At 71.7% G+C, this 25403-nt stretch carries 25 protein-coding genes; 20 read left to right on the top strand and 5 right to left on the bottom strand.

Annotated features, from left to right (window positions below):
• Window positions 1-22 precede the first annotated feature (22 nt).
• Window positions 23-733, bottom strand: a complete 711-nt coding sequence (locus tag V6S66_RS13110; RefSeq protein ID WP_334207174.1) for a winged helix-turn-helix transcriptional regulator — start codon at window positions 731-733, stop codon at window positions 23-25.
• Window positions 734-997: 264 nt separating this feature from the next.
• Between V6S66_RS13110 and V6S66_RS13105 the strand changes: the two genes are divergently transcribed.
• Window positions 998-1879, top strand: a complete 882-nt coding sequence (locus V6S66_RS13105) for a hypothetical protein (protein ID WP_334207173.1) — start codon at window positions 998-1000, stop codon at window positions 1877-1879.
• 55 nt (window positions 1880-1934) lie between these two features.
• A complete protein-coding gene (locus V6S66_RS13100) occupies window positions 1935-2390 on the top strand; it encodes a thioredoxin family protein (protein WP_334207172.1) in 456 nt (151 codons plus the stop codon).
• Between the two features lie 15 nt (window positions 2391-2405).
• Here V6S66_RS13100 and V6S66_RS13095 read toward each other — a convergent pair whose 3' ends face one another.
• Window positions 2406-3563, bottom strand: a complete 1158-nt coding sequence (locus V6S66_RS13095) for an ROK family transcriptional regulator (RefSeq protein WP_334207171.1) — start codon at window positions 3561-3563, stop codon at window positions 2406-2408.
• Window positions 3564-3657: 94 nt separating this feature from the next.
• Here V6S66_RS13095 and V6S66_RS13090 point away from each other — a divergent pair, with 94 nt between their 5' ends.
• The 13 genes from V6S66_RS13090 (at window position 3658) to V6S66_RS13030 (ending at window position 17037) form a co-directional block, all read left to right on the top strand.
• Window positions 3658-5220 (top strand): sugar ABC transporter ATP-binding protein, encoded by a 1563-nt coding sequence (locus V6S66_RS13090; RefSeq protein ID WP_334207170.1) that lies wholly within the window; start codon window positions 3658-3660, stop codon window positions 5218-5220.
• Window positions 5217-6257: an ABC transporter permease gene (locus V6S66_RS13085; protein ID WP_334207169.1), complete on the top strand. Its 1041-nt coding sequence runs from the start codon at window positions 5217-5219 to the stop codon at window positions 6255-6257. The genes V6S66_RS13090 and V6S66_RS13085 overlap by 4 nt, the downstream gene beginning before the upstream one ends.
• Complete coding sequence (locus tag V6S66_RS13080; RefSeq protein WP_334207168.1) at window positions 6254-7369, top strand: ABC transporter permease; 1116 nt, start codon at window positions 6254-6256, stop codon at window positions 7367-7369. Before V6S66_RS13085 ends, V6S66_RS13080 begins: the two co-directional genes overlap by 4 nt.
• Window positions 7366-8547, top strand: coding sequence for a substrate-binding domain-containing protein (locus tag V6S66_RS13075; protein ID WP_334207167.1), 1182 nt, complete (start codon window positions 7366-7368; stop codon window positions 8545-8547). Before V6S66_RS13080 ends, V6S66_RS13075 begins: the two co-directional genes overlap by 4 nt.
• Window positions 8548-8550: 3 nt before the next feature.
• On the top strand, window positions 8551-9450 hold the full coding sequence (locus V6S66_RS13070) for a sugar phosphate isomerase/epimerase family protein (protein WP_334207166.1): 900 nt from the start codon (window positions 8551-8553) through the stop codon (window positions 9448-9450).
• Window positions 9447-10586 (top strand): Gfo/Idh/MocA family protein, encoded by a 1140-nt coding sequence (locus tag V6S66_RS13065; RefSeq protein WP_334207165.1) that lies wholly within the window; start codon window positions 9447-9449, stop codon window positions 10584-10586. Before V6S66_RS13070 ends, V6S66_RS13065 begins: the two co-directional genes overlap by 4 nt.
• Window positions 10583-11611 carry a sugar phosphate isomerase/epimerase family protein gene (locus V6S66_RS13060; RefSeq protein ID WP_334207164.1) on the top strand — a complete coding sequence of 343 codons (1029 nt, stop codon included), beginning with the start codon at window positions 10583-10585 and terminating at the stop codon, window positions 11609-11611. The genes V6S66_RS13065 and V6S66_RS13060 overlap by 4 nt, the downstream gene beginning before the upstream one ends.
• A 271-nt stretch (window positions 11612-11882) precedes the next feature.
• Window positions 11883-12362 carry a DUF4395 domain-containing protein gene (locus tag V6S66_RS13055; protein WP_334207163.1) on the top strand — a complete coding sequence of 160 codons (480 nt, stop codon included), beginning with the start codon at window positions 11883-11885 and terminating at the stop codon, window positions 12360-12362.
• Window positions 12363-12410: 48 nt separating this feature from the next.
• Window positions 12411-13259 (top strand): sulfurtransferase, encoded by an 849-nt coding sequence (locus V6S66_RS13050; RefSeq protein WP_334207162.1) that lies wholly within the window; start codon window positions 12411-12413, stop codon window positions 13257-13259.
• A gap of 1 nt (window position 13260) precedes the next feature.
• Window positions 13261-13557: a DUF1416 domain-containing protein gene (locus V6S66_RS13045; protein ID WP_290582002.1), complete on the top strand. Its 297-nt coding sequence runs from the start codon at window positions 13261-13263 to the stop codon at window positions 13555-13557.
• Window positions 13558-13763: 206 nt separating this feature from the next.
• On the top strand, window positions 13764-14315 hold the full coding sequence (locus tag V6S66_RS13040) for an LPXTG cell wall anchor domain-containing protein (protein ID WP_334207161.1): 552 nt from the start codon (window positions 13764-13766) through the stop codon (window positions 14313-14315).
• Between the two features lie 188 nt (window positions 14316-14503).
• Window positions 14504-15121: an LPXTG cell wall anchor domain-containing protein gene (locus tag V6S66_RS13035; RefSeq protein ID WP_334207160.1), complete on the top strand. Its 618-nt coding sequence runs from the start codon at window positions 14504-14506 to the stop codon at window positions 15119-15121.
• 149 nt (window positions 15122-15270) lie between these two features.
• A complete protein-coding gene (locus V6S66_RS13030) occupies window positions 15271-17037 on the top strand; it encodes a DUF4012 domain-containing protein (protein ID WP_334207159.1) in 1767 nt (588 codons plus the stop codon).
• A 105-nt stretch (window positions 17038-17142) separates the two neighbouring features.
• Here the strand turns inward: V6S66_RS13030 and V6S66_RS13025 are convergent, their stop codons facing one another.
• Window positions 17143-18255 (bottom strand): LCP family protein, encoded by a 1113-nt coding sequence (locus tag V6S66_RS13025; RefSeq protein ID WP_334207158.1) that lies wholly within the window; start codon window positions 18253-18255, stop codon window positions 17143-17145.
• 103 nt (window positions 18256-18358) lie between these two features.
• A complete protein-coding gene (gene dtd / locus V6S66_RS13020; protein ID WP_334207157.1) occupies window positions 18359-18781 on the bottom strand; it encodes a D-aminoacyl-tRNA deacylase in 423 nt (140 codons plus the stop codon).
• Between the two features lie 72 nt (window positions 18782-18853).
• Here dtd and V6S66_RS13015 point away from each other — a divergent pair, with 72 nt between their 5' ends.
• Genes V6S66_RS13015 through V6S66_RS13005 form a run of 3 tightly spaced genes read left to right on the top strand, consistent with a single transcriptional unit; the run spans window position 18854 to window position 20835 of the window.
• Window positions 18854-19345 (top strand): FABP family protein, encoded by a 492-nt coding sequence (locus V6S66_RS13015; protein ID WP_334207156.1) that lies wholly within the window; start codon window positions 18854-18856, stop codon window positions 19343-19345.
• Window positions 19332-20285: a CAF17-like 4Fe-4S cluster assembly/insertion protein YgfZ gene (gene ygfZ, locus V6S66_RS13010; protein ID WP_334207155.1), complete on the top strand. Its 954-nt coding sequence runs from the start codon at window positions 19332-19334 to the stop codon at window positions 20283-20285. The genes V6S66_RS13015 and ygfZ overlap by 14 nt, the downstream gene beginning before the upstream one ends.
• Window positions 20278-20835: an arsenate reductase/protein-tyrosine-phosphatase family protein gene (locus V6S66_RS13005; protein WP_334207154.1), complete on the top strand. Its 558-nt coding sequence runs from the start codon at window positions 20278-20280 to the stop codon at window positions 20833-20835. The genes ygfZ and V6S66_RS13005 overlap by 8 nt, the downstream gene beginning before the upstream one ends.
• Before the next feature lie 50 nt (window positions 20836-20885).
• On the opposite strand, the gene V6S66_RS13000 is transcribed toward V6S66_RS13005, so the two are convergent.
• On the bottom strand, window positions 20886-22223 hold the full coding sequence (locus V6S66_RS13000) for a polysaccharide biosynthesis tyrosine autokinase (protein WP_334207153.1): 1338 nt from the start codon (window positions 22221-22223) through the stop codon (window positions 20886-20888).
• Window positions 22224-22349: 126 nt separating this feature from the next.
• Here V6S66_RS13000 and V6S66_RS12995 point away from each other — a divergent pair, with 126 nt between their 5' ends.
• Both V6S66_RS12995 and manA read left to right on the top strand, forming a co-directional pair.
• Window positions 22350-24158, top strand: a complete 1809-nt coding sequence (locus tag V6S66_RS12995; RefSeq protein WP_334207152.1) for a DEAD/DEAH box helicase — start codon at window positions 22350-22352, stop codon at window positions 24156-24158.
• A 47-nt stretch (window positions 24159-24205) separates the two neighbouring features.
• Entirely contained in the window at window positions 24206-25387 is a 1182-nt protein-coding gene (gene manA / locus V6S66_RS12990; RefSeq protein ID WP_334207151.1) for a mannose-6-phosphate isomerase, class I, read from the top strand.
• The last annotated feature ends 16 nt before the right edge of the window (window positions 25388-25403 follow it).

Below are 25403 nucleotides of genomic sequence, written 5' to 3'. Positions count from 1 at the left end.
CCCAGTCTGGCAGGGACGCCCGTCAGGCGGACGCGTCGGCCGTCTCGCGCGAGCCGTCCTTGGTCGAGACGAAGCGGTAGCCCACGTTGCGCACGGTGCCGATGAGCGTCTCGTGCTCGGGGCCGAGCTTGGCGCGGAGCCGGCGCACGTGGACGTCGACCGTGCGGGTGCCGCCGAAGTAGTCGTAGCCCCAGACCTCCTGCAGCAGCTGCTGGCGGGTGAAGACCCGACCGGGGTGCTGCGCGAGGAACTTGATCAGCTCGAACTCCTTGAACGTCAGGTCGAGCGAGCGACCCTCGAGCTTGGCCGTGTACGTCGCGTCGTCGACGACCAGGCCGCTCGTGGAGATGACGTGGCTCTCGCCGGCGCCGTTCGATGCGGCGGCGATGCGTCCGATGCCGAGCCGCAGGCGGGCCTCGAGCTCGGCGGGTCCGGCCGTCGTGAGGATGACGTCGTCCATGCCCCAGTCGGCTGCGGCGACCGCGAGGCCGCCCTCGGTGAGCACCACCAGCAGCGGCACGTCGATCCCGGTCGTACGGATGACCCGGGTCAGGCTGCGGACCTGCGCGAGGTCGTGGCGACCGTCGACGAGCACGGCGTCGCACGACGGAGCGTCGAGCAGGGCGCTCGCCTCGGCCGGCAGGATGCGGACGTGGTGCGGGAGCAGCGCGAGGGCCGGGAGCACCTCGACCGAGGACTGCGGGGTCTTGGTGAGAAGGAGCAGGTGGGACACGGGTACCTCCGGCGGGTGAGGCCCTCCCCAGTGAAAGGCCCCGGGTACAGATCGAGGCCGTGGCGAACACGCCCGGCCTCATTGCTGCTTCAACCTTAGACCAGGTGTCCGGTCAATCTCCACACCATGACGAACAGGTGACGGGAATCACTCCGATCGGTGACCCGAGGCTGATCGACGTCACGCGGCCGACACGGACCGCCCGGCCGCGGGCCCCGCGCGTGTCCCGGTCGGGGGTGACGGGCCGGGTGACATCATGCGGGGGTGTCGCGCCGATCCCCTGAACCCGAGCAGCAGGATCGCCGGACCGCGACCCGCCGGTCTCCCGCGCGACGCGCTCCTGCCCGCTGGTCCCCGGCGGTCTGGAGCATCGTGCTCCTGGCCGTGATCGCCGCCGCCGTCCGTGCCGATCCACTCCTCGTCGCCGCCACGGTCCTGCTCGTCCAGGGGCAGATCGCCTTCGGGCCGCACCCGGCCGACGCCCGCGGCCGGACCGTGCGCGCCCCGAAGGTCGCAGCCGTGGTCACCGCCTCGGTGGTGGCCACGGTGCTGACCCTCTGGCCGCGGGCCCTGATCGGCGCCGACGGCACCAGTGCCGGTGACATCGCCGAGGTGGTGCCGGGCTCCCTCGTCGCGATCCTGCCCGCGACCGCCGCCGGGGTGGTCGTGGCCCTGCTGTCGCAGATGCTGCGTCGTGACGGTCGCCGCGAGCTCGTCCTGACCACGGCCCACGCGGCCACGGCGAGCCTGCTCGCGACCCTGGCCGTCGGGTGGATCACCGCGGCCCGCACCCCGCTCGGCACGGAGGTCGTGACGCTCGGAGCCGTGGGCTCAGGCGTCGCGCTGCTGGTGTGGTGCCTGCCCGGCGATCGCTACCTGATCGCCTCGATCGCGATGTTCGGCAGTGGTCTGGCCTGCGCGATCACGACGCAGCTGCAAGGCGGGTTCGTCACCTTCACGTGGGTGTTCGGGCTCGCGGCGGGCGTCACGGTCGCGACGGGTGCGATCCTCGGCCAGGTCGTCGGGCGGGCGTGGGGGGAAGGGCGCCGGCACGCCGCGTCGGGGTGGGGGTTCCCCGGTGCGCTCTCGGTCGCCCTGGCCGCTCCGCTCGTCCACCTCCTCGGCCAGCTCGGCCTCGGCGCCTGAGCACTCGTGCACGGGAACGCCGGGCCAATCTGGGGTCCGCGCGTACGCTGATCACATGATCGGTGTGTGGGTCCTGCTCGGAGCCGTGGCCCTGGCGGCCGTGGCGGCCCTGGCCAAGCGCGCCGTCGACGGGCGCTTCCGCGCCACCGGTCCTGCGCCGATCTCGGAGCACGACGGGAGCTCGTCGTCCGAGGAGTCCGCGGAGGTCCTGACTGCTGCCGACATCGGCGGCGAGCTGGGATCGCGCCTGACGTTCGTGCAGTTCTCGAGCTCGTTCTGCAGTCCGTGCCGGGCGACACGGGCGTTGCTCTCCGATGTCGTGCGCACGCGTGACGGTGTCGAGCACGTCGAGGTCGACGCGGAGTCGCACCTCGAGCTCGTCCGACGCCTGAACATCCTTCGCACGCCCACGGTGCTCGTCGTCGACCCCGACGGCACCGTGGTGGGCCGGGCGTCCGGGCTGCCTCGGCGCGAGCAGGTCGAGGCCGTCCTGGCCCAAGCCGATGCCTGACGCCGTCGCCTGTCCTCAGGCCTCCAGCAGCGCCAGGCTCGCGGCCTCGACCGCCGTGGGTGACAGCACGTGGTCGACAGCCAGGGCCACGGCGCCCAGCACGCCCGCCTCGGTGCCGGCGCGCGACGCCTCGATGCGCAGCTGCGCCGTCGCCAGGGGCAGCGAGCGGAGGTAGACGACCTCACGGATGCCGGCCAGCAGATGCTCGCCGGCACCCGCCAGCAGGCCGCCGATGACGACGACGGACGGATTGACGAGGTTGACCATGGTCGCGACGACCTCCCCGATGTCGCGTCCGGCGTCGCGCACGACGGCGATCGCCGTGGCGTTACCTCCGCGGACGAGGTCGACGACGTCCTGACCCGTGCGGGCCTTCACGCCCTTGCCCCGCAGAGCCTCAGCCAGGGCCGGTGCGGCCGCGATCGCCTCAAGGCAGCCCGTGTTGCCGCAGCGGCACATGACCTCGCCGGCCCGGGCGACACGGACGTGGCCGAGGTCGCCGGCCGTGCCTTGGGCGCCGCGCTGCAGACGACCGCCCGACACGATTCCCGCGCCGATCCCGGTGGCCACCTTGATCAGCACGACGTCGTCGACGTCGGCGAGATGGGCGCGTCGCTCGCCGAGCGCCATGATGTTGACGTCGTTGTCGACGAGCACCGGCACGCCGGTCGAGCGCCGGACGTGGTCGACGACGTCGAAGCGGTCCCAGCCGGGCATGATCGGCGGGCTGATGGGCCGGCCGGTCGAGTGCTCGACCGGCCCCGGCAGGCCGATGCCGACGGCGGCCAGGTCGGCGTGGGGTGCGGAGGCCGCGAGCCGGCTCGTGGCGGCCACGACCCAGCCCAGCACGACCTCGGGGCCGTCGGCCACCGGCAGGTCGGTCGCCTCCTCGCCGAGGACCGAGCCGGAGAGGTCGGCGAGCACGGCGCGGACGTGGGTCGCTCCGACGTCGACGCCCACGACGACCTTGGCCGTGGGGTTCAGCGCGAACAGGGCGGGGGGGCGCCCGCCCGTGGAGCGAGCACCTCCGAACGGGGCGACGAGCCCCAGCCGCATGAGCACGTCGATCCGCGCCGCCACGGTCGACCGGGCCAGCCCCGTCGTCTCGGCGAGCTCGGCGCGCGTCCACGGCCGCCCGTCCTTCAGCAGCTCGAAGAGGTCACCGGTTCGCACTCTTCGAGTCAACCACGTGCATCTTTAGGTCGTCTACCCATCAACTTTTGATCGTTGCTCGACAAAAGGGAGTGAGGCGTGTCACAGTGCTGCCGTGGCCGAGACCTCATCACCCACCACCGCGACCCCGTCGTCGCCCGTTGCCGGACGTCGTCGGGCTGCCGGGGCGACCATCACGCCCGTGCTCGTGGCCTCCGGTCTGGCGAAGTCCTTCCTCGGCACCACGGTGCTGTCGGGTGCGGGGCTCGAGCTCGTCGCCGGCCAGGTCCACGGTCTCGTCGGCGAGAACGGTGCCGGCAAGTCCACGCTCATGAAGCTGCTCGCGGGGGTGCACCAGCCGGACGCGGGCACCATCAGCCTCGACGGCACGCCGGTGCGGTTCAGCCACCCCGTGCAGGCGCAGCAGGCAGGCATCTCGACGGTGTTCCAGGAGTTCAACCTCCTGCCCGACCGCACCGTGGCCGAGAACGTCTTCCTCGGGCGCGAGCCGGTGCGCCGCGGCCTGGTCGACACCGCCGCCATGCGGCGCGAGGCCGAGGAGCTGCTGGAGGGCTTGGGAGTGACGCACCTCGAGGCCGGGCGGCCCGTGCGCACCCTGTCGGTCGCCGAGCAGCAGATCGTGGAGATCGCCAAGGCGGTCAGCCAGGACGCCCGCATCATCTCGATGGACGAGCCCACCGCGGCGCTGGCCGACCACGAGGTCGAGCTGCTCTACGCGATCATCGAGCGGCTCACGGCGCGCGGCGTCGCGATCCTGTACGTTTCGCACCGGCTGAAGGAGATCTTCGACCTCTGCACGACCATCACGGTCCTCAAGGACGGGCAGCATGCCGCGACCCGGCCGGCGGCGGAGCTCGACGAGTCCGAGCTCGTGCGCCTCATGGTGGGCCGCTCGCTCGTCACCTACTTCCCCGACCCGCTGGCGGGCACGGAGGTCGGGGAGCCCCGGCTGGAGCTGGACGGAGTTGGACACGGCGAGGTCGACGGCGTGACGCTCACGGTGCGCGCCGGTGAGGTCGTCGGTGTCTCGGGTCTCCAGGGATCGGGTCGCACCGAGCTCCTGGAGGGCGTCTTCGGCGTCCGACCGTTCAGCCGGGGCACCGTCCGTCTCGACGGGCGCGAGCTGCGGCTCCGCTCGCCGAGGCGGGCGGTCCGTGCCGGGATCGCGCTCGTGACCGAGGACCGCAAGGCCACGGGCCTCGCGCTGCGCCAGTCGATCCTCGACAACGCGCTCTCCGTCGTCCGCGGCGTCGTGCCCGGCCGCACCGGCGAGGCACGCCGCGCGGTGCCGGGCATCCTCTCGTCGCTGCGGGTCAGCGCGCGCGGCCTCGACCAGGAGGTGCAGTTCCTGTCCGGCGGCAACCAGCAGAAGGTCGTGCTCGCGCGCTGGCTCGCCACCGAGCCGCGCGTCGTGCTGCTCGACGAGCCCACCCGCGGCGTCGACGTCGGCGCGAAAGTGGCGATCTACGAGCTCATCCGCAAGCTCGCCGCCGACGGATTCGCCGTCCTGATGGTCAGCAGCGAGTTGCCGGAGGTCATCGGCATGAGCGACCGGATCGTCGTGCTGCGCGACGGACGGGTCGCGGGGGAGCTGCCGGGGGGTGCGTCCGAGGAGGCCGTCCTCCAGCTGGCGACGGGCGCGGGGGCTGCCGCATGATCGTCACCCCCGGACTGCGGGCACGGCTCGCCAGCCTGTCCTCGACCGCGATCGTCTACCTCGTCCTGCTGGCGGCGATCGCCGTCGGCGCGATCCTGACGGCCACGGTCGGGCGCAACTTCTTCAGCAGCGGCAACATCTCCGCCATCCTCACCGCCACGAGCATCCTCGGGCTGGTGGCCATCGGCCAGACGCTGGTGATCCTCGTCGGCAGCCTCGACCTGTCGGTGCCCTACGTGGTGAGCCTGGCGAGCCTCGTCGGCGGCACGACGATGGCCGGCGAGTCCGGCAGCATCATTCCCGCCGTGCTGCTGACCCTCGCGGTCGCGGCGGCGATCGGCCTCGCGAACGGGCTCGTCGTGAGCCAGCTGCACGTGCACGGGTTCATCGCGACCCTGGGTGTCGGCCTGGTCGTCAGCGGCTACCTCGGCACGAACTACCAGGGGTCGAGCGGCTCGGCACCGAAGGCGTTCCGTGCCGTTGACGGGGCGAGCATCGGTCCGGTGCCGGTCAGCGTCCTGATCATGCTGGCGCTGGCGGCCGCCGTGTACCTGATGCTGAGCCGGACCCGCGTTGGGCACCACATGTACGCCGTCGGCGGCAGCCCCGAGGTGGCGCGGCTCTCCGGGCTCCGCATCTCGCCGCCGGTCGTCCTGGCCCACGTCCTCTGCTCGGTGCTGGCCGGGGTCGCGGGCCTGCTCCTGCTCTCACGACTGAGCGTCGGGAGCCCCACGATCGGCTCGCAGGGCGGGTACGACCTGCTCTCGATCGCTGCGGTCGTCCTCGGCGGAACCCTGCTCGCCGGCGGCCGCGGCGGCGTCATTGGCACCCTCGGCGGCGTCGCGATCTTCGCCGTCATGGACAGCACGATGGGCGCCCTCCAGGTCAACCCGTTCCTCAAGGACGTCGTGCGCGGCGTCATCATCATCGCCGCCGTGGCGGTCTACGCCCGCCGCAACCTGCAGGTGCGTCCGACCCGCTTCGACCGATCCGTCCCGCCGGTCGGTACGACACCCCAGACCCAGGAGGTCCGATGACGACGTCCACCACCGAGCGGCAGCTCCCGGCGCACTCGCGCTCCCTGGGGGCCCGCCTGGCGTCCGGCGCCGCCACCCCCGGCGGAGCGGTCTACGTGCTCGTCGTGGTCCTGCTGGCGTCGATCATCATCAGCAACCCGAACTTCGGTGACCCGTCGTCGCTGATCCGGTTCGCGGGTCGCACGGCACCCATCGCGATCGCGGCCATGGGGCAGTACTACGTCATCGTGTCGGGCGAGTTCGACCTGTCGATGGGAGCGGTCGTCACGACGCAGGTCATCATCGCGGGCAACATGGCCGGCGACGACGCCAGCCAGGTCGTGCCCGTCCTGCTGCTGATGCTCGTCGTGGGCGCGCTGATCGGCCTGGTGAACGGACTCGTCACGACGCTGCTGCGGGTGCCGAGCTTCATCGTGACGCTGGGCACCATGCTCGCGCTGTTCGGCGTCGTCCGCTACGTCGCCGGGGTCGCACCGGCCGGCAACCCGGTCGACGAGTTCCGCGAGATCGGGCGGGGCGGCATCGAGGACGTACCGGTCGTCGAGGTCGTGCCCTACCCCCTGCTCATCGTCGTCGTGATCGCCGCCGTCGCGGCCTTCTCGATGCGGCGCCCGTTCGGTCGCTCGCTCGTGGCCACGGGCGACAACCCCGAGGCCGCGCGGCTCGGCGGCACGTCCGTGTGGTGGATCAAGACGCGCGCGTTCATGATCTCGTCGCTGTCGGCCACGGTCGCCGGCATCATCCTGGTCGGCTACGCCGGCGGCCGGGCCGTGGGCCAGGGCTACGAGTTCTCGGCCATCACCGCGGTGGTGGTTGGCGGCGTGCTGCTCGGCGGCGGACGTGGCTGGGTCCTGTCGGCCGCCGCGGGCGCCTACGCCCTCGAGCTCCTCTTCGTCCTGCTCACCGTGCTGCACGTGCCCTCGACCTGGCGCGACTCGGTGCAGGGCCTGATCATCATCGTCGCTGTCGCGGCCTCCGCGCGGGTCTGGAGGTTCGGCCGCCGCAGCGCGGACGAACCCGGCCCGGCCCCGCCCCAAGCCTCCGCATCCACCCCCGACTCGGACACCCCCACCCCGCCCACCTCGGGCACTCACCAAGGAGAACAGCGATGAAGCGACACGCGACCCGGAGGGTCTTCGCCGCAGCCGCGGCACTGACCCTCCTCACAGCCTGCGGCAGCGACTCGGACGACGGCGCGTCTGAGGACAGCGAGGAGTGGTACGTCCAGGCCGATTTCGACGAGCAGAACGAGCAGCGCGACGCGACGTTCGCGGGTGACCCGGCGACGCCGTGGCTGCAGTACATCGACGGCGAGATGACCGACACCGCCGCGTTCGCCTCGGCGGGCGCCAAGAAGGTCTGCTTCGCCAACGCTTCGGTGAGCAACCCGTGGCGCCAGACGGGCTTCCTGACGATGCAGCAGCAGCTCGAGGTGTTGAAGGGGCAGGGGGCGATCTCCGAGATGGAGACGCGTGACGCCCAGGACGACGACAACACCCAGATCGCTGACATCGACTACTTCATCTCCGAGGGCAACTGCGATGCCTTCATCATCTCGCCGAACTCCACGGCGGCCATCACCCCGGCCGTCGAGCGGGCCTGCGACACGGGCAGGCCGGTCGTCGTGTTCGACCGTGGCGTCGAGACCGACTGCGCCACGACGTTCATCCACCCGATCGGTGGCTACGCGTGGGGCATCGACACCGCCGAGTTCCTCGTCGACAACCTCGAGGAGGGCGACAAGGTCATCGCGCTGCGCATCCTGCCCGGCGTCGACGTCCTCGAGACCCGGTGGGCCGCGGCCGAGAAGATCCTCGACGAGAACGGGATCGAGCACGAGGACCACTTCACGGGCGCCGACCCGACCGAGATCAAGAAGATCATCTCGGACGCACTGGTCCAGGGTGACGTCGACGGCATCTGGATGGACGCCGGTGACGGTGCGGTCGCCGCGATCGAGGCCTTCGAGGACGCCGGCGTCGACTACCCGGTCATGACCGGCGAGGACGAGATGAGCTTCCTGCGCAAGTGGGAGGAGACGGGCCTCACGGGTCTGGCTCCGGTCTACTCGAACTTCCAGTGGCGCACCCCGCTGCTGGCGGTGCAGATGATCTTCGCGGGCCAGCAGGTCCCGGCCGAGTGGGTCCTGCCGCAGACGCCGATCACCGAGGCCGAGCGTGGTGACTTCCTCGCAGCGAACGAGGGTCTGCCGGACGGCCACTACGCGAAGTTCGGTGGCGAGGACCTGCCCGGCTTCCCGCAGGTCTGGATCGACCGCAAGGTCGGCTGACCCGTGACGCAGACCGCCCGGGCGCGCCAGATCGGGGCCAACACCTGGATCTGGACCTCGCCCCTGACCGACGAGAACGTCGGCCCGCTCCTGCAGCGGGTCGCCGGGCTCGGCTTCGACGCCGTCGAGCTGCCCCTGGAGAACACCGGGGACCTCACGACGGGCGTCGTGGCGCAGGCACTGGCCGACACCGGCCTGGTGCCCTGCGTGGTCGGGGCTATGGCGCCCGGGCGGCACCTGGTCGCGACCGACGCGGCCACGATCGACGACACCCGGGCCTACCTCATGGCCTGCGTCGACCTCGCCGCCGAGATCGGGGCCACCTCGGTCTGCGGACCGTTCTACGCCGCGACAGGACGCGTGTGGCGGATGTCGGCCCAGGAGCGGTCGGCGGCCTACACGCAGCTGCGCGAGTCGCTCGCGCCGGTCGTCGAGTACGCGGGGGAGCGGGGAGTGACGCTGGGCATCGAGCCGCTCAACCGGTACGAGACCTCGCTCGTCAACACGGTCGAGCAAGGACTCGAGGCGCTCGGCGACCTGCTCGGGCCGGCGCTGGGGATCGCGCTCGACACCTATCACCTGAACATCGAGGAGCGCTCCAGCGCCGACGCCGTTCGTCGAGCCGGCGAGCACCTCGTGCACGTCCAGGTCTGCGGCAACGACCGGGGCGCACCCGGCGGTGACCAGACCGACTGGCCGGCCCTGCTCACGGCGCTCGACGAGGTCGGTCACGAGGGTCCGCTCGTGATCGAGAGCTTCACGGCCGACAACGCCTCCATCGCCACGGCGGCCTCGATCTGGCGGCCCCTGGCCGACTCCCAGGACGACCTCGCCCGCGACGGTCTCCACTTCCTCCGGTCGCTCACGGCGCCGGTCCCCTCCACCGCAGGAGCACGTCCATGAGTCAGCCCGACGCCTCGCTCGGCGTGGCCGTGATCGGCTACGCCTTCATGGGCCGCGCCCACTCGGACGCCTGGCGCACCGTCGGCGCCTTCCGGCCCGACCTGCCGGTCGTCCGGCAGCAGGTGCTCGTCGGCCGCGACGCGACCGAGGTCGCCCGCGCGGCGCGCCCGCTGGGCTGGGCCGAGAGCTCGACCGACTGGCGCAGCGTCCTCGAGCGCGCCGACGTCGACGTCGTCGACATCTGCGTGCCCGGTCACCTGCACGCCGAGATCGCGGTCGCGGCGCTCGAGGCCGGCAAGCACGTCATCGTCGAGAAGCCGCTCGCCAACACGATCGTCGAGGCCGAGAAGATGGTCGAGGTGGCCCGCTCCGCCCGCTCCTGCGGTGTGCGGTCGATGGTCGGCTTCAACTACCGCCGCATCCCGGCCCTGGCGCTGGCCCGCCAGCACGTCGCCGAGGGACGCATCGGCGAGGTCCGCCAGGTGCGTGTCAGCTACCTGCAGGACTGGCTTGTCGACGAGCGCGCACCGATGTCGTGGCGCCTGCGCCGGGAGTCGGCGGGTTCGGGCGCGCTGGGCGACCTGGGCTCCCACGCGATCGACCAGGTCCGCTACCTGCTCGGCCACGAGGTCGTCGGGGCGAGCGCCCGGACGCAGACCTTCGTCGGTCGCCGGCCCGGCACCGACGGTGTCGAGGACGTCACGGTCGACGACGCCGCGTGGGCCACGCTGCTCACGAGCGGGGGAGCCGTCGTGAGCCTCGAGGTCAGCCGGATGGCGACGGCGCGCAAGAACTCCCTGCAGATCGAGGTCTTCGGCAGTCGCGGGTCGCTGCGGTTCGACCTGGAGTCGCTCAACGAGCTCTGGGTGTGCCTCGACGGTGCCGATTTCCCGACACGGCTGCTGGTCACGGAACCGGACCAGCCCTACGTCGGAGGGTGGTGGCCGCCCGGCCACGTGCTGGGATGGGACCACACGTTCACCCACCAGGCGGCCGACTTCCTGCAGGCGGTCGCCGCGGGCGATGACCCCACCCCCTCATTCGAGGACGGGCTCGCCGTCCAGCGGGTGCTTGCCGCCATCTCGCGCAGCGCGGCCGAGGACTCGCGCGAGATCCGACCGGAGGTCAGCCGATGAAGCAGCAGCGGGACGGACGCCGTCCCTTCACCCTGTTCACGGGTCAGTGGGTCGACCTGCCCCTGGAGGAGGTCGCCGGACTCGCGGCCGGCTGGGGCTACGAGGGCCTCGAGATCGCCGTGTCGGGGGAGCACCTCGATGCCTGGCGCTGGGACGACGACGACTACGTGGCCGAGCGACGGGCGATCCTGGAGCGGCACGGACTCGGGGTCTGGGCGATCTCGAACCACCTCACGGGGCAGGCCGTGTGCGACGACCCCATCGACGAGCGGCACCGGGCGATCGTGCGCGACCGCGTCTGGGGCGACGGCGACCCCGAGGGCGTGCGTCAGCGCGCGGCCGAGGAGCTCATGAACACGGCTCGTCTCGCCCAGCGTCTGGGGGTCGCGACCGTCGTCGGATTCACCGGGTCGTCGATCTGGCCCTACATCGCGATGTTCCCGCCGGTCTCGGCCGAGCGCATCGAGGCAGGATTCATCGATTTCGCCGAACGCTGGAACCCGATCATGGACGTCTTCGACGAGTGCGGGGTCCGGTTCGCGCTCGAGGTGCATCCGTCCGAGATGGCCTACGACCACTGGTCGACCGTGCGGACGCTCGAGGCGATCGGCCACCGGGAGGCGTTCGGGCTCAACTGGGACCCGAGCCACATGGTGTGGCAGGGCATCGACCCGGTGGCGTTCATCTCCGACTTCGCCGACCGGATCTACCACGTCGACTGCAAGGACACGCGGATGCGCATGGGCGGTGGCCGCAACGGCATCCTGTCCTCCCACCTGCCGTGGGGCGATCCGCGGCGCGGCTGGGACTTCGTGTCCGCGGGCCATGGCGACGTGCCGTGGGAGGACTGCTTCCGTACGCTGCACCGCATCGGTTACGCCGGCCCGATCTCGATCGAGTGGGAGGACGCCGGCATGGACCGGCTCGTGGGCGCACCCGAGGCTCTGGCCCGCCTCCGCCCGCTCGACTTCGCCCCGCCGGCGGTGGCGTTCGACGCCGCTTTCAGCAAGCAGTCGGAGGTTTGAGGGTCGGTTCGACGATTCATCTCGACATGTGGACTGCTTGTCCATAATATGGGACACGGATGCGACGTGGTCGCGCCGTCGGCCTACATTGGTCGCATGATCGGACACACGCACCTGACGCGTCGCCGGGCAGTCGACCACTGCCGAACGCGCTCCTCGCTGTGTCGGTCCTGACCGGCTGACCCCGACGGGTCGCCGATTCCGCGTTCGCCGCAGCCTCCGCGGCGAGCCTTTCTTCGTCATGCGTCCACGACGCGAGGAGATGTTTCCCATGTCCACGTCCTCCATTGCCACGAGCACGCCCGTCGGTGCCCCGACGCAGGTCGACCCGCGCGGTCTGCGGTTCGGCGCGGCGCTCACCAGCCTCGTGGTCGCCGCAGCGCTCCTGACCGTGTCGCCGGCCCGCGAGGTCGCGATCGTCCTGACCGCCGCGCAGACGGTCGTGTTCGCGATCGGCGCGTTCCTCGGCGTGCGGCACTCGCCGTACGGCCGGATCTTCGGTCGGGTCGTCCGCCCGCGGATCGGGCCGCCGGCCGAGCTCGAGGACGCCCGGCCCCCGCGCTTCGCCCAGGCCGTCGGCCTGGTCTTCGCGGTGGTCGCGCTCGCGGCCCTGGCGCTCGACCTCCAGGTCCTCGCCCTGGTCGCCCTGGCCTTTGCGCTCGTGGCCGCCCTGCTCAACGCCGTCGTGGGCCTGTGCCTCGGCTGCGAGATGTACCTGCTGGTCCGCCGCGCCACGGCACCGGCAGCCTGACCCCCCCCGTCCATCACCACCCACGTACGCCCACACAAGGAGATACACATGAGCCGCGAGACCGCGCTGGTCACCGCTGACTGGGTCGAGCAGAACCTCGACAGCGACAACGTCGTCCTCATCGAGGTCGACGAGGACGCCTCGGCCTACGACAAGGGCCACATCCGTGGCGCCGTGAAGCTCGACTGGAAGAAGGACCTCCAGGACGGCGTCCGTCACGACTTCATCGACCAGGAGCGTCTCGAGAAGCTGCTGTCCGAGAAGGGCATCTCGAACGACGACACCCTCGTCTTCTACGGCGGCAACAACAACTGGTTCGCCGCCTACGCGCTCTGGTACCTCAAGTACTACGGCCACACCGACGTCCGCCTCCTCGACGGCGGCCGCAAGAAGTGGGAGCTCGACAGCCGTGAGCTCACGACCGACACGGTCGACCGCCCGGCGACGACCTACCAGGCCGCTGGCGCCGACGACGACATCCGCGCGTACCGCGACGAGGTCATCGGCGCGATCGGCACGAAGAACCTGATCGACGTCCGCAGCCCCGACGAGTACGCGGGTCGCCTGCTGGCGCCCGCGCACCTGCCGCAGGAGGCCGCCCAGATCGGTGGTCACATCCCCACCGCCGGCAACGTGCCGTGGAGCAAGGCCGCCAACGACGACGGCACCTTCCGCAGCGACGACGAGCTCAAGGCGCTCTACGCCGACGCCGGCCTCGACGAGGGCAAGGACACGATCGCCTACTGCCGCATCGGCGAGCGCAGCTCGCACACCTGGTTCGTGCTCAGCGAGATCCTCGGTTACCCGAACGTCAAGAACTACGACGGCTCGTGGAGCGAGTACGGCTCGCTGCGCGGCGTCCCGGTCGCCCTCGGCGACGAGCGCGGGGAGGCCTGACATGTGCGGAGCGATCCAGGGCGGCCCCAGCCTCGACGGGGTCGACGTCGCCAACCAGGCCGTGATCCAGGGCATCGTCACGCGTGACGGCGAGCCGGTCGGCAACGCCTACGTGCGTCTGCTCGACCGCACGGGCGAGTTCACCGCCGAGGTGCCCACGTCGGCGACCGGCCAGTTCCGCTTCTTCGCGGCGCCGGGCGAGTGGACCCTGCGCACCCTCGCGCCTCGGTCGGCCTCGGTCGATCGCCCGGTCGTCGCGGCCCTCGGCAGCGTCGCGGACGTCGCCGTCACCGTCTGACCCAGCTCGACCCGACCCGGTCACCGGGGCGCTCCCGCGCCCGGGTGACCGGGTCTTCTGGCTTCGGAGGCCGTTCCGGCGGTGTGACGTGAGTCACCCTGCCGTCATCGCGTCGTCATGCGACCGTCTTCTGGGGGACACATGGTCGCGTCTCCCGGCGTCAAGCCGGGACGTCGACCGACGACATGCTGGTGAAGGAGATGGCGATGCGTCGAGTTCTGGGGTCGTTCGCGGCCGTCGTGGCCCTGGTGGCGACGGCGCTGATGGCCGGCGCTCCGGCCCAGGCCGACGTCCGGGCAGGGTACGCCGTCGACGACGGGGTCGTCGTGACGATCGGTGGGGCCACCGTGGTGGGTGGCAATGTCGTCAACGTCACCGTCACGGCCACCCGCACGGTCGATGGCACGCAGGTCCCGGTCACGTGCAACGTGCTGCGCGTCAGCACGAGCCCCGACCTCGTGGAGTCGTTCGTGGGCGGCGGAGCCTCGACCTTCGACCTCGAGCTCGACACGCAGGTCGTGGACGGGCGCACCCCGACGGTCATCACGGCGACGTGCGAGTACGCCCCCTTCGGGCCCGGCAGTGGCACGGCGAGCGCCTCGAACGTCATCACGTTGCTGTCCGTCGGCAGCGACGACGCTGCGGCGTCGGGCATCCTGCCGCGGACCGGTACCGAGATCGGCCTCTGGCTCGTCGCGGTGGGCGCGCTGCTCGTCGCCGGCGGAGCCGCGCTGGTCGGACGGCGCCGTCGGGCCTGAGGGCCGCTCGGTCCGCGCCCTGGGCGCGGGCCGAGGTCGGTGGTGGCTGAGAATCGGGTGAACCCGGCCCCGTGACGTCATACGAGGTGTCTCGTTGAACGGGTGGGTTCCTCCGTGACCCACGTACGTGCGATTTCGCGCTACGCTGTGCCTGCCCGGCCCACCACTACTGACTTCTTGGGAGCAACATGAGGAAGATCCTCGGAACGCTCGCTGCTCTGGCGTCCCTGTTGCTGGTCGGCCTGACCGTCGGCCCGGCCAACGCCGAGCTGAGCAACGGCTACACCGGAGACGGCGTCGTCGTGAACATCTCTGGCGCCACGCTCATCGGCGGCAAGGTCGTCAACGTCAAGATCGCAGCGTCGCGCTCGGTCGAGGGCGTCAACGTGCCGGTCGTCTGCAACTCGGTCTCCACCAGCACGGTGCCGAACCTCGTGGAGTCCTTCTCCGGCGGCGGTGCGGCCACGTACGACATCAACCTCGACACCGAGGTCGTGCAGGAGCGCACGCCCACGACCATCACGGTCGTCTGCAACTACACGCCCATCTCCGCGCTCGGCGAGTCCGGCGTGGCCACGGCCACCACGGCCTCGCTCCCGGCGGTCTCCACCGCCTGTGGCACGGGCTGCGTCACCAACAGCAACACGATCACCCTGCTGCCCGTCGGCTCGGCCGACAACGGCAACAGCTCGGGCATCCTGCCCACCACGGGCGCCGAGATCGGCCTCTGGCTGCTCGTCATCGGCGGACTGCTCGTGCTCGGCGGTGCCGGCGTCGCGGTCGCCGCACGTCGTCGCAACGCCTGAGTCATCCGACGTCGCACGGGGCCGGGTCACGACACGTGACCCGGCCCCGTGTTGTCATGAGCCCTGATCGTCACGAGCCCCGATCGTGACGATCCCTGAGTCGTCAGGGGCGCGAGCCGCCACGACGCCAACCCGCGGGAGGACCCAGAGTGCTGCGTGACGTGCTGCGACCGGCCGACTGGACGCGTCGGGGAGTCGTGCTCGCCGTCGCGGTCGTCGTCGGACTCTCGGTGGTCTGGTTGGCCTTCCAGGCAACCCTCGCCGTCCTCGCGCTCACGAAGGCGGCGGACCAGGCCGAGGTGCTCCGGACCGCCCTCGTGGCCGGCGACCAGGAGGCGGCCGAGCAGGCATTCGACCAGCTCACGGTGTTCGCCGACCGTGCCCACGACAACTCCGACGGCCCGCTGTGGTGGATCGCCGGCCACGTGCCGCTCGTCGGCGACGAGGCGCAGGCCGTCACCACGATCTCGTCGGGGCTGTCCGTCGCCGTGCACGACGCGCTCCCGCCGCTCTTGGAGGTCGCCGACCAGCTCGCGGCCGACTCGTTCACGGTGCGCAACAGCGTCATCGATCCGGCGCTCTTCACCTCGATCGCGCCCGCCCTCGCCGAGAGCGACGCGGCCTACCGTCCGGTCGTCGACGACGTCGAGGCCCTGGAGACCTCGAGCCTGTTCGGCCGCCTGCGACGCCCCGTCGTGGCCGCGCAGGAGCAGCTCCTCGAGGTCGGGGGAGTCCTCAGCTCGGCGAGCCGGGCGGCTGACGTCCTCCCGGAGGTGCTTGGCACCACCGGTCCCCGGACGTACCTGGTGGCGGTGCAGAGCAACGCCGAGATCCGACCGCTGGGTGGCGTGCCGGGCACGTGGCTGCTCGTGCAGGCCGACAACGGCCGGATCTCCATCCTCGAGACGGGATCGTCGAGCGACCTGCCGCAGCTCGACACCCCGGCCGCAGCGCTGACTCCCCAGGAGACGGGGCTGTACGGCACCACGGTGGGCACCGACTTCCGCAACTCGATGCTCAACCCGCACTTCCCGCGCGCCGCCGAGCTGGCGAGCGCGATCTTCGCGACGCACCGGGGCGTCCAGGTCGACGGCGTGCTCGCGGTCGACCCGGTGACCCTGGCGTACCTCCTGCTGGGCACGGGCCCCATCCAGGCGAGCGACGGCTCGGTCCTCACGGCGGAGAACACCGTCGACCGGCTGCTGAACCAGGCCTATGCCGAGTACCCGGACGGTGCCAGCCAGAACGCGTTCTTCGAGAGCACCGCCCGCGCGGTCTTCGACGTCTTCACGGCAGGCCAGGGCGACTCCTCCACCGTGATCCGGGCCCTGGCGCAGGCCGCGCGGGAGCGGCGGGTGCTGGTCTGGCTGCGCGACCCCGCGCTGGAGGACGAGCTGGGCTCGGACGTCATCGCCGGTCGCTTCGATCCCGACGAGGGCGCCGTGCCGACGGTCGGGGTGTTCCTCTCGGACCGCACGGAGGCCAAGCTGCAGTACTACCTGTCGAGCGAGAGCTCGGTCAGCGCCTCCCGCTGCGAGGACGACCAGCAGAAGCTCTCGGTGCGCACGCAGCTGCGCTCGACGGTGCCGACGGACCCGGCCAACCTGCCGCTGTCGGTCACGGGCGTGGCGCCCTACGCCCCGAAGGGCACGATGGTGCTCCGGGTCCGCGCGTACGCGCCGTCCGGTGCCAGCATCGACGGGGTCGAGCTCGACGGCGAGGACGTTCCGTTCGAGACCCAGGTCGACGGTGACCGGCTCGTGGCCTACCTCGAGCTCGAGCTCTCGCCCGGGCAGGAACGGGACGTGCGCGTCGCCATGACCACGGCGCCGGGCCAGACCGAGGACGGCCGGCTGGTCACGACACCCGGCATCCGGCCCGGCAAGACCGACGTGGCCTTTCGCTCGGCCTGCTGACCGCGAGGGCCGCGAGGCCCGGGCCGATGAGACGAGCCGCTGACGGGTGTGGCCCCGACGGGTCTGGCCCTGACACGTCGGCCCTGAACGGTCCAGCCGAGGAGGTCAGCTGACCTCGTCGGCCCCGGGGAGCTGCTCGTCCGGATAGGCCTGCACGTAGCCGCCGACCTGGTCGGTGGCGATGGCCTCCCACAGCTCGGCGGACTGCGTCTCCTTGAGGATCACGACGTTGCCGACGCCGGAGACGTCCTCGGTGGCGGCCACCGGCGCGGTCATGAAGGCAACGCCCTCCGAGGTCACACCGCGCAGCGAGAGGGCGAGAGAGCGCAGGCTGGCCGGGGACCAGTTCGAGTCGAGCGTCATGTTGTCCGACAGGGCCCCGAGCGTGTTCGACAGCTTGAGGGGGTTGGTCAGCGTGCCGCGCGAGAGCAGCTTGTTCATGACGCTGCGCAGGAAGTTCTGCTGGCGTTCGATGCGGTCGAAGTCGCCGCGCTGCAGGCCGTGGCGCGTGCGCACGTAGGACAGGGCCTCCTCGCCCTCCAGCACCTGGGTGCCGGCCTGCCACGTGATGCCCTGCTGCGGGTCGCGGAACGTCTCCGGGATCGTGACCTCGACACCGCCGACGGCGGTGGTGATGTCGCGGAACCCCTGCCAGTCGATGATCGCGAGGTGGTCGATCGTGATGCCGGTCATGGCCTGGACGGTGGCCACGGCGCCGGCGGGGCCGTACTCCGAGAACGCCGCGTTGATCTTCTGCTCGCTGCGCTCCTCGCCGTCCTCGTCGTAGATCATCGTGTAGGTGTCGCGCGGGATCGAGACGAGCTGCACGGCCGACCGGTCGGCCGGGATGTGCACGATCATCAAGGTGTCGCTGCGGTACTTGCCCGACGGCCAGTCGGGGAGGACGGCGTCCTCCTCGATCGAGGCGCCTCCCTCGTCGCCCTCAGCCATGTCGGAGCCGAGCAGCAGGACGTTGAGCGCGCGCCCCTCGTCAGGATCGGGCTCACCGGACTGGACCGTGCTGATGTCGACGCGGCCGAAATTGCTGAGCTGCTTGTTGAGGTGGTAGGCGTAGGCGCCGACCGAGACCAGCATGAGGGCCATGACGGTCAGCAGCGTCAGGAGGAGCCTGCGGTGCCGGCGACGGAAGGGCTGACCGCCGAGGCGTCGCTTGCCGGCGTCGCGGTACCGCGACGGCGTCTTCGAACCTCCGGCCATGCTCTCTCTTTCGCTCGGGGCCCGCGGTCGTGGTGCGGGCATACCGTCCCATTGTGACCGATCGGCCCCAACTGCCGCCGGTCAACTTCGTCCGCAGCGTCGGTCAGCTGTCCATGATGATCGTCACGGGGCCGTCGCCGACGATCTCCACGGACATCGCGGCACCGAAGCGTCCGGTCTGCACCCTGACGCCGCGTCGGCGCAGGGAGGCGCAGAACGCCTCGTACAGCGGCTCGGCGACAGCGGCCGGCGCCGCCGCGGACCAGGACGGTCGGCGGCCCTTGCGGGTGTCGGCGTGGAGGGTGAACTGGCTGACGACGAGCGCCTCGCCGGCTCCGTCGGCCAGCGAGAGGTCCTCGCTCAGGATCCGCAGCCGGTGCAGGCGGCGCGCGAGCCGGTCGCCGTCGTCCTCGGTGTCGTCGTGGGTGATCCCGAGCAGCACCACGACGCCCGGCCCGATCGCTCCGACGGTCTCGTCCCCGACGACCACGGCTCCTCGCGTCACCCGCTGCACCACTGCTCGCACGGGACGACTCTAGGGCTCCGGTGGGATCAGGGCCTGCAGTTCGGATCAGGCCCCGACGGTAGGATCGGTCCCATGGCGTTCGAGATCCCTACCGACCTGCACCCGTCCCTGGTGCCGGTCTCGTGGCTGCTCGGCACCTGGCACGGCAGCGGGCGCGGCGAGTACCCCACGATCGAGCCGTACTCCTTCGAGCAGGAGCTGGTGTTCGCCCACGACACGCGGCCCTTCCTCCACTTCTTCAGCCGCGCCTGGATCACCGACGACACGGGCCAACGCACCGGACCGGGTGCCTTGGAGACCGGTTTCCTGCGGCCCACCGACGAGGGCATCGAGCTCGTCCTGGCCCACCCCACCGGCCACGCCGAGGTCTGGTACGGCGCGGCCGACGGCCCGCGTCTGACCCTCGCGACCGACCTCGTGGCTCGTACGGCCACCGCCTCGGAGTACACCGCGGGGCAGCGGATGTACGGCCTCGTCGAGGGTCGTCTGATGTACGCCTACGACATGGCGGCCGAGGGGCACGAGATGCAGTCACACCTGTGGGGTCAGCTTGAGCGCGTCTGAGGCCCCACGGTCGCCGCTGCTCGCCCTCGCGGGTGCCGTGTCGGGCGACGGTCCGGACGCCCCGGTCGCGGCGCACTACGGCAGCATCGTGGCCGAGCAGCGCCGGTTCGAGGCGGGAGGCACGTTCGTCGACCTGTCGCACCGCGACGTCATGACGGTCACCGGTCCCGACCGCCTCACGTGGCTGCACGACCTCTCCACGCAGCACCTGCGCGACCTGGCGCCGGGGGTGCGGACCTCGGCGCTGATCCTGTCGCCCCAGGGCCGCATCGAGCACGGCTTCGACCTCGTCGACGACGGCGAGACGGTCTGGGCCCACACCGAGCCGGGCGCCGCCGCGCCACTGGTGGCCTTCCTCGACCGCATGCGCTTCATGTCGCGGGTCGAGGTGCGCGAGGTGACGGCCGAGCACGCCGTCGTGGGCCTGCCGGGCCTCGGCTGGGAGCTGCGTCCACGGTCCGGCCTGGTCGAGGTTCCCGACGAGCTGGGCGCCCCGGTGGGTTCCTGGGCCTGGGAGGCGGCCCGCATCGCCGCCGGCCGGGTCCGGATCGGGCTCGACACCGACGACCTGACGATCCCGAACGAGGCCGGCCTCCTGGAGGTCGCGGTGCACCTCGACAAGGGGTGCTACCGCGGACAGGAGACCGTGGCTCGCGTCCACACGCTGGGCCGTCCGCCCCGGCGCCTCACGCTCCTGCACCTCGACGGCTCGGTCGACCACCTCCCGGCCGTCGGCTCGGAGATCACGGTCGACGGCCGCAAGGTCGGGGCGATCGGCACCTCGGCCCGCCACCACGAGCTCGGTCCCATCGCGCTCGCGCTGCTGAAGCGCTCGGTCGACCTCGATGCCGCGCTGCTCGTCGACGGCGTGGCCGCGGCCCAGGAGGCCGTCGTCGACCCGGAGGCCGGGCTGCACGTGCGGCCCGTGCTCCGTGGCTGACGTGTCGCCCCGGTTCGCGGTGCTCGGGGTGTGCACCGCCAACATCTGTCGCTCCCCGATCATCGAGGCGGTCCTGCGCGACCAGCTCGACGACGGGTACTTCGAGGTGGCCAGCGCCGGTGTGCGTGGGTGGGTCGAGAAGCCCATGGAGGCGATGGCGGCGATGGAGCTCATGCGCCTCGGGCTCACGCCCGGCTCGTTCCGGTCGCATCCCATCGACGACTACTTCGTCGACTCAGCGAGCCTGATCCTGACCGCCACGACGGGCCACCGGTCGGAGATCCTCGGCACCGCGCCCGAGGCGCTGCGTCGCACCTTCACCCTGGTTGAGTTCGCCCAGCTCGTCGGCACCGTCGAGGCCGACGACCCGGCGTCGCTCGTGGCCGAGGCCGCCCGGCTGCGCAGCCGCGCCCGGGGCGACCTCGACATCATCGACCCGTACAAGCGCAAGCCGGCGGTCTACCGTGCGGTGGCCGACCAGATCAACGAGGCGTGCCTCACGATCGCGAGCCGGCTCAACTCGCTCGTGGTGTCGGCCGACCGCGGCTGACGCAGCCCAGTCTCTGCGGCCCCCGTCAGCCCAAACTCGTCAGCCCTGGCTCACGTGCGGCGCCGGGAGCCGCCGCGGCGTGACGTGCTGGCGGTCTCACGGGCGAAGAACTCCGGTCCGTAGCCGCTGCCGTAGCCGTAGCGTGACGTGGAGCGGCGCGGCGTCATGGTGATGACGGTGCCGAGCACGCGGGCGCCGACCGCCTGCAGGCGCTCCGCCGCCCCCTTGAGCTCGTCGAGCCGCGTCCGACCGTGGCGCACCACGACGAGGGCCCCGTCCGAGAGCGCCGCCAGCAGCGCCCCGTCCGTGACCGCGAGCAGGGGCGGGGCGTCGATCAGCACGAGGTCGTAGAGCTCCGAGAGCTGGCCGACCAGCTGGAGCATCGCCTCGGTCTGCAGCAGCTCGGACGGGTTGGGCGGCAGGGTGCCGCTCGTCAGGAGGTCGAGCCCGGCCGTGCGGGTGGCCTGGATCGCGGACTCCGGGGACACGCGACCGACGAGGGTCGTCGTGAGCCCCACCGTGCGCTCGAGCCCGAACAGCGTGTCGAGCCGGGGCTTGCGCAGGTCGCCGTCGATCAGCAGGACCCGGCGCCCGGTCTCGGCCAGCGCGATCGCGAGCGAGGCCGACGTCGTGGACTTGCCCTCGCCCGGGAGGGCGCTCGTGATCGTGATGACCTGCTGCGGGGAGTCGACGTCGAGGAACTGCAGGTTGGTGCGCAGGATCCGCATCGACTCGCGTCGGGGGTGGTTCGACTCCAGCTGCGACAGCAGCGGGTGCTCGTTCATGTCGGGGTCCTGGGCGACGGTGCCGAGCACGGGGGCGTCGGTCAGCGACTTCGCGTCGTCGGCGGTGCCCACGACCGCCGGGGCGCCGGACCGGGCCAGGGCCACGACGACGCCGAGCAGCAGTCCGGCGCCGGCGCCGACGAGCAGGAACCAGGCCCAGACGGGGCTGGTGGGGGAGCCATCGGCCGCGGCGGACGAGACCACCGTGGCCGCCAGGCCGGACTCGCCGGCGCGCTCGGCCACCCAGGCGACGAAGGTGTCGGTGAGGGCGGCGGCCTGGTCGCGCGCCTCGTCGGCGGAGTCGGCGTCGACCTGCAGGGTCACGACGTCGGAGCCCTCCTCGACCGTGGTCGTGACCGGTCCGTCGACCCCCGCCTCGGCGGCGAGGTCGCGCCCCTGGAGGGCGTCCGCGTACGAGGCCACGATCCGGGCGCCGGGCGAGGTCGGACCCGACTCGCCGGTCTGCTGCACGAGGACCGCGGCGGTGCCGGTGTACTGCGGCGTCTGGAACGTCACCGCGAGCGCGGCGAGGCCGATCCCGAGGAGGGTCGCGGCGGCCAGGATCGGCCAGCGACGGACGACGGCGAGGAAGGTGTGACGCACGAGTCTCTCTCCCGATGTGGGTGCGGACGTGCCGAAACACTACGGTATTGACATCCCGCCGGCGTGGCGCCGAACCGTTTCGTGACGTTGCGCTGCACCGACCCTCTCGTCGACCATCGGAGCAGCATGAGTGCCACGCCGTCCACCTTCGCCGACCTGGGCCTGTCGCCCGGTCTCGTGGCGGTGCTCTCCGAGCTCGGCTACGAGTCGCCGACGCCGATCCAGGCCCGCGCCATCCCGGAGCTCTTGCAGGGTCGGGACGTGGTCGGACTGGCGCAGACGGGCACGGGCAAGACGGCCGCGTTCGCCCTGCCGATGCTCGACGCGCTCGACCCCGACCGCAGCGAGACGCAGGCCCTGATCATGGCGCCGACCCGCGAGCTGGCCCTGCAGGTCGCCGACGCCGTCACGAGCTATGCCGCGAAGCTCCCCGGAATCCGCGTCCTGCCCGTCTACGGCGGCCAGGGCTACGCCGCGCAGCTCCGCGGTCTCGAGCGGGGGGCGCACGTCGTGGTGGGCACGCCCGGCCGCGTCATCGACCACCTCGAGCGCGGCAGCCTGGAGCTGTCCGGACTCGAGCACCTGGTGCTCGACGAGGCCGACGAGATGCTCACGATGGGCTTCGCCGAGGACGTCGAGCGGATCCTGCGCGACACCCCCGACGACAAGCAGGTGGCGCTGTTCTCGGCCACGATGCCGCCCGCGATCCGCCGCCTCGCCAAGAAGTACCTCGACGACCCGGTCGACGTCTCGATCGACGCCAGCATCCGGTCGACGTCGACGGTGAAGCAGCGCTGGATCGGCGTGCACCACCACGGCAAGTTCGACGCCCTCACCCGGCTCCTCGAGGTCGAGAACGGTGACGGGCTGCTCATCTTCGTGCGCACCAAGCAGTCGACCGAGGATCTCGCGGAGCGGTTGCGCGGTCGGGGCTTCGACGCCGCCGCGCTCAACGGTGACCTGGCGCAGGCCCAGCGCGAGCGCATCGTCGGCGGGCTGAAGTCGGGAGCGATCGACATCGTCGTCGCCACCGACGTCGCGGCCCGCGGCCTCGACGTCGACCGCATCACGCACGTCATCAACTACGACATCCCGCACGACACCGAGGCCTACGTGCACCGCATCGGACGCACGGGCCGCGCCGGCCGCAGCGGTGACGCGATCGTGTTCGTCACCCCCCGCGAGCGACGCATGCTCTCGGCGCTCGAGAAGGTCTCCGGGCGCACCCTCGAGCAGATGTCGGTCCCGTCGCCCGACGAGGTCAACGAGCGTCGGGCCTCGCGCCTGACGGAGTCGATCACCGCCAGCCTCGGCTCACCCCAGTTCCCCGCGTTCCGGTCGCTGGTGGAGGGCTACGCCTCCGAGCAGGGCGTCGAGATGATCGACATCGCGGCGGCCCTGGCCGTCCTCAGCGCCGACGACCCGAACTTCTTCCTGCGACCGGAGGACGAGGTGCGCCAGGCGGCACGCTCGGAGCGCCGCGACCGCGACGACCGTGAGCCGCGAGAGTCCCGTGAGCCGCGCGAGCCCCGGGAGCCCCGGGAGCGTGGCGACTCCCGCTCGTCCGACCGATCCTTCCAGGACTCCGGCGACTGGACGCGCTACCGCCTCGCTGTGGGCAAGCGGCACAAGATCGGACCGTCGGCGATTGTCGGCGCCCTGGCGAACGAGGGTGGCCTCAAGCGGTCCGACTTCGGCAAGATCACGATCGGCGCCGACCACGCGATCGTCGAGCTGACCGCCGGCCTCCCGGCCGCCGTGTTCGACGCGCTGGCCACGACGCGCATCTCCGGCAAGCTCATCGACCTCACGCTCGACGACGGCCCCCCGCCGCGCCGCGAGCGCGCCCGGGCGGGCGACGACGACCGGGGCGGTCGCGGGGGACGCCCGTCCAAGGGTCCGCGCAAGCCACGCCACACGGCCCGCCGCGACTGATCTGACCCCTGGCCCCGGGAGGTGCAGCGCGGCATACGATGTCGGCCATGCACCGGCTGCAGAACGCTTCGCGCGCCTACGACTGGGGCTCGTCCTCGGACATCCCCCACTTCCTCGGCGCGTCGCCCGACGGCAGGCCGTTCGCGGAGGTGTGGATGGGCACCCACGAGCTGAGCCCGTCCGAGGTCGAGGTGGAGGGCGTGTCGACCCCGCTCGGTGAGGTCGCCGGCCAGCTGCCGTTCATGATGAAGATCCTGGCGGCGGGCCGGCCGCTGTCGCTGCAGGTGCATCCGAACGCCCAGCTCGCCCGGATCGGGTTCGAGGCCGAGAACGAGCGCGGGGTCCCGCTCGACGCGGCGCACCGCACCTACAAGGATCCGCGCCACAAGCCCGAGATGGCCTACGCGCTCACGACCTTCGACACGTTGGTCGGGTTCCGCCCCACGGCCGAGATCCTGCGTGTGCTCGACGCGATCGACACCGGGCTCACGCAGCGGCTCGCCGAGGAGCTCCGCAGCAAGCCGGGCTTCGACGGCATCGTCCGGATCGTCGAGCAGCTGCTGACCGAACCGCCCGCCGCGGCCGAGGTCGCCGAGATCGTCGAGCAGTGCCACCGCCTGGTCGACCAGCACGTCGACGTCAAGCGCGCCTACGTCACCCTGATCGAGGTCGCCGAGCACTTCCCGGGCGACCCCGGGCTCGTCATCACGCTCCTGCTGAACCGGGTGACCCTGCAGCCGGGGGAGGCAGCCTTCCTCGGGGCCGGCATCATCCACGCCCACCTGCACGGGATGTGCATCGAGGTCATGACGTCCTCCGACAACGTGCTGCGGGCTGGCCTGACGTCCAAGCACGTCGATCCCGACGGACTCGTCACGTGCCTCGAGCGGGGGATGTCGCGACTGGCGCGCATCACGCCCGAGGTGGTGGGCACCGAGACCGAGGTCTTCGCCCCCGACGTCGACGAGTTCGCGCTCGCGGTGACCCAGGTCGCCGCGAGCGACGCCAACGGCACCCCGCTCTACGGTGGGGGTCGCCGCATCGTGCTGTGCACCGGAGGGCACGTCGAGCTCGTGACGGCGACGGGCGGTCGCACCGCCCTGGTCCGCGGCGACTCGGTGTACGTCGACGCCGGTGACGGCGCCGTCAGGGTCGTCGGCACGGGCGAGGTGGCCGTGGCGTTCACGCCGGACGAGGAGACGCCGGGTCGCCTGATCGACCTGGTCTGAGACCTGGATCGCGTGA

Source organism: Aeromicrobium sp. Sec7.5 (assembly GCF_036867135.1).
Classification (GTDB): domain Bacteria; phylum Actinomycetota; class Actinomycetes; order Propionibacteriales; family Nocardioidaceae; genus Aeromicrobium.
This window is presented reverse-complemented; position numbering and strand designations above follow the sequence as displayed.

Coding starts and splice junctions, on each gene's coding strand:
- V6S66_RS13100 (WP_334207172.1), top strand. CDS start 1,935: ATGATCGGTGTGTGGGTCCTGCTCGGAGCCGTGGCCCTGGCGGCCGTG.
- V6S66_RS13055 (WP_334207163.1), top strand. CDS start 11,883: ATGTCCACGTCCTCCATTGCCACGAGCACGCCCGTCGGTGCCCCGACG.
- V6S66_RS13040 (WP_334207161.1), top strand. CDS start 13,764: ATGCGTCGAGTTCTGGGGTCGTTCGCGGCCGTCGTGGCCCTGGTGGCG.
- V6S66_RS13025 (WP_334207158.1), bottom strand. CDS start 18,255: ATGGCCGGAGGTTCGAAGACGCCGTCGCGGTACCGCGACGCCGGCAAG.
- V6S66_RS13035 (WP_334207160.1), top strand. CDS start 14,504: ATGAGGAAGATCCTCGGAACGCTCGCTGCTCTGGCGTCCCTGTTGCTG.
- V6S66_RS13085 (WP_334207169.1), top strand. CDS start 5,217: ATGATCGTCACCCCCGGACTGCGGGCACGGCTCGCCAGCCTGTCCTCG.
- V6S66_RS13065 (WP_334207165.1), top strand. CDS start 9,447: ATGAGTCAGCCCGACGCCTCGCTCGGCGTGGCCGTGATCGGCTACGCC.
- V6S66_RS13045 (WP_290582002.1), top strand. CDS start 13,261: ATGTGCGGAGCGATCCAGGGCGGCCCCAGCCTCGACGGGGTCGACGTC.
- V6S66_RS12995 (WP_334207152.1), top strand. CDS start 22,350: ATGAGTGCCACGCCGTCCACCTTCGCCGACCTGGGCCTGTCGCCCGGT.
- V6S66_RS13080 (WP_334207168.1), top strand. CDS start 6,254: ATGACGACGTCCACCACCGAGCGGCAGCTCCCGGCGCACTCGCGCTCC.
- V6S66_RS13015 (WP_334207156.1), top strand. CDS start 18,854: ATGGCGTTCGAGATCCCTACCGACCTGCACCCGTCCCTGGTGCCGGTC.
- manA (WP_334207151.1), top strand. CDS start 24,206: ATGCACCGGCTGCAGAACGCTTCGCGCGCCTACGACTGGGGCTCGTCC.
- V6S66_RS13060 (WP_334207164.1), top strand. CDS start 10,583: ATGAAGCAGCAGCGGGACGGACGCCGTCCCTTCACCCTGTTCACGGGT.
- V6S66_RS13075 (WP_334207167.1), top strand. CDS start 7,366: ATGAAGCGACACGCGACCCGGAGGGTCTTCGCCGCAGCCGCGGCACTG.
- V6S66_RS13050 (WP_334207162.1), top strand. CDS start 12,411: ATGAGCCGCGAGACCGCGCTGGTCACCGCTGACTGGGTCGAGCAGAAC.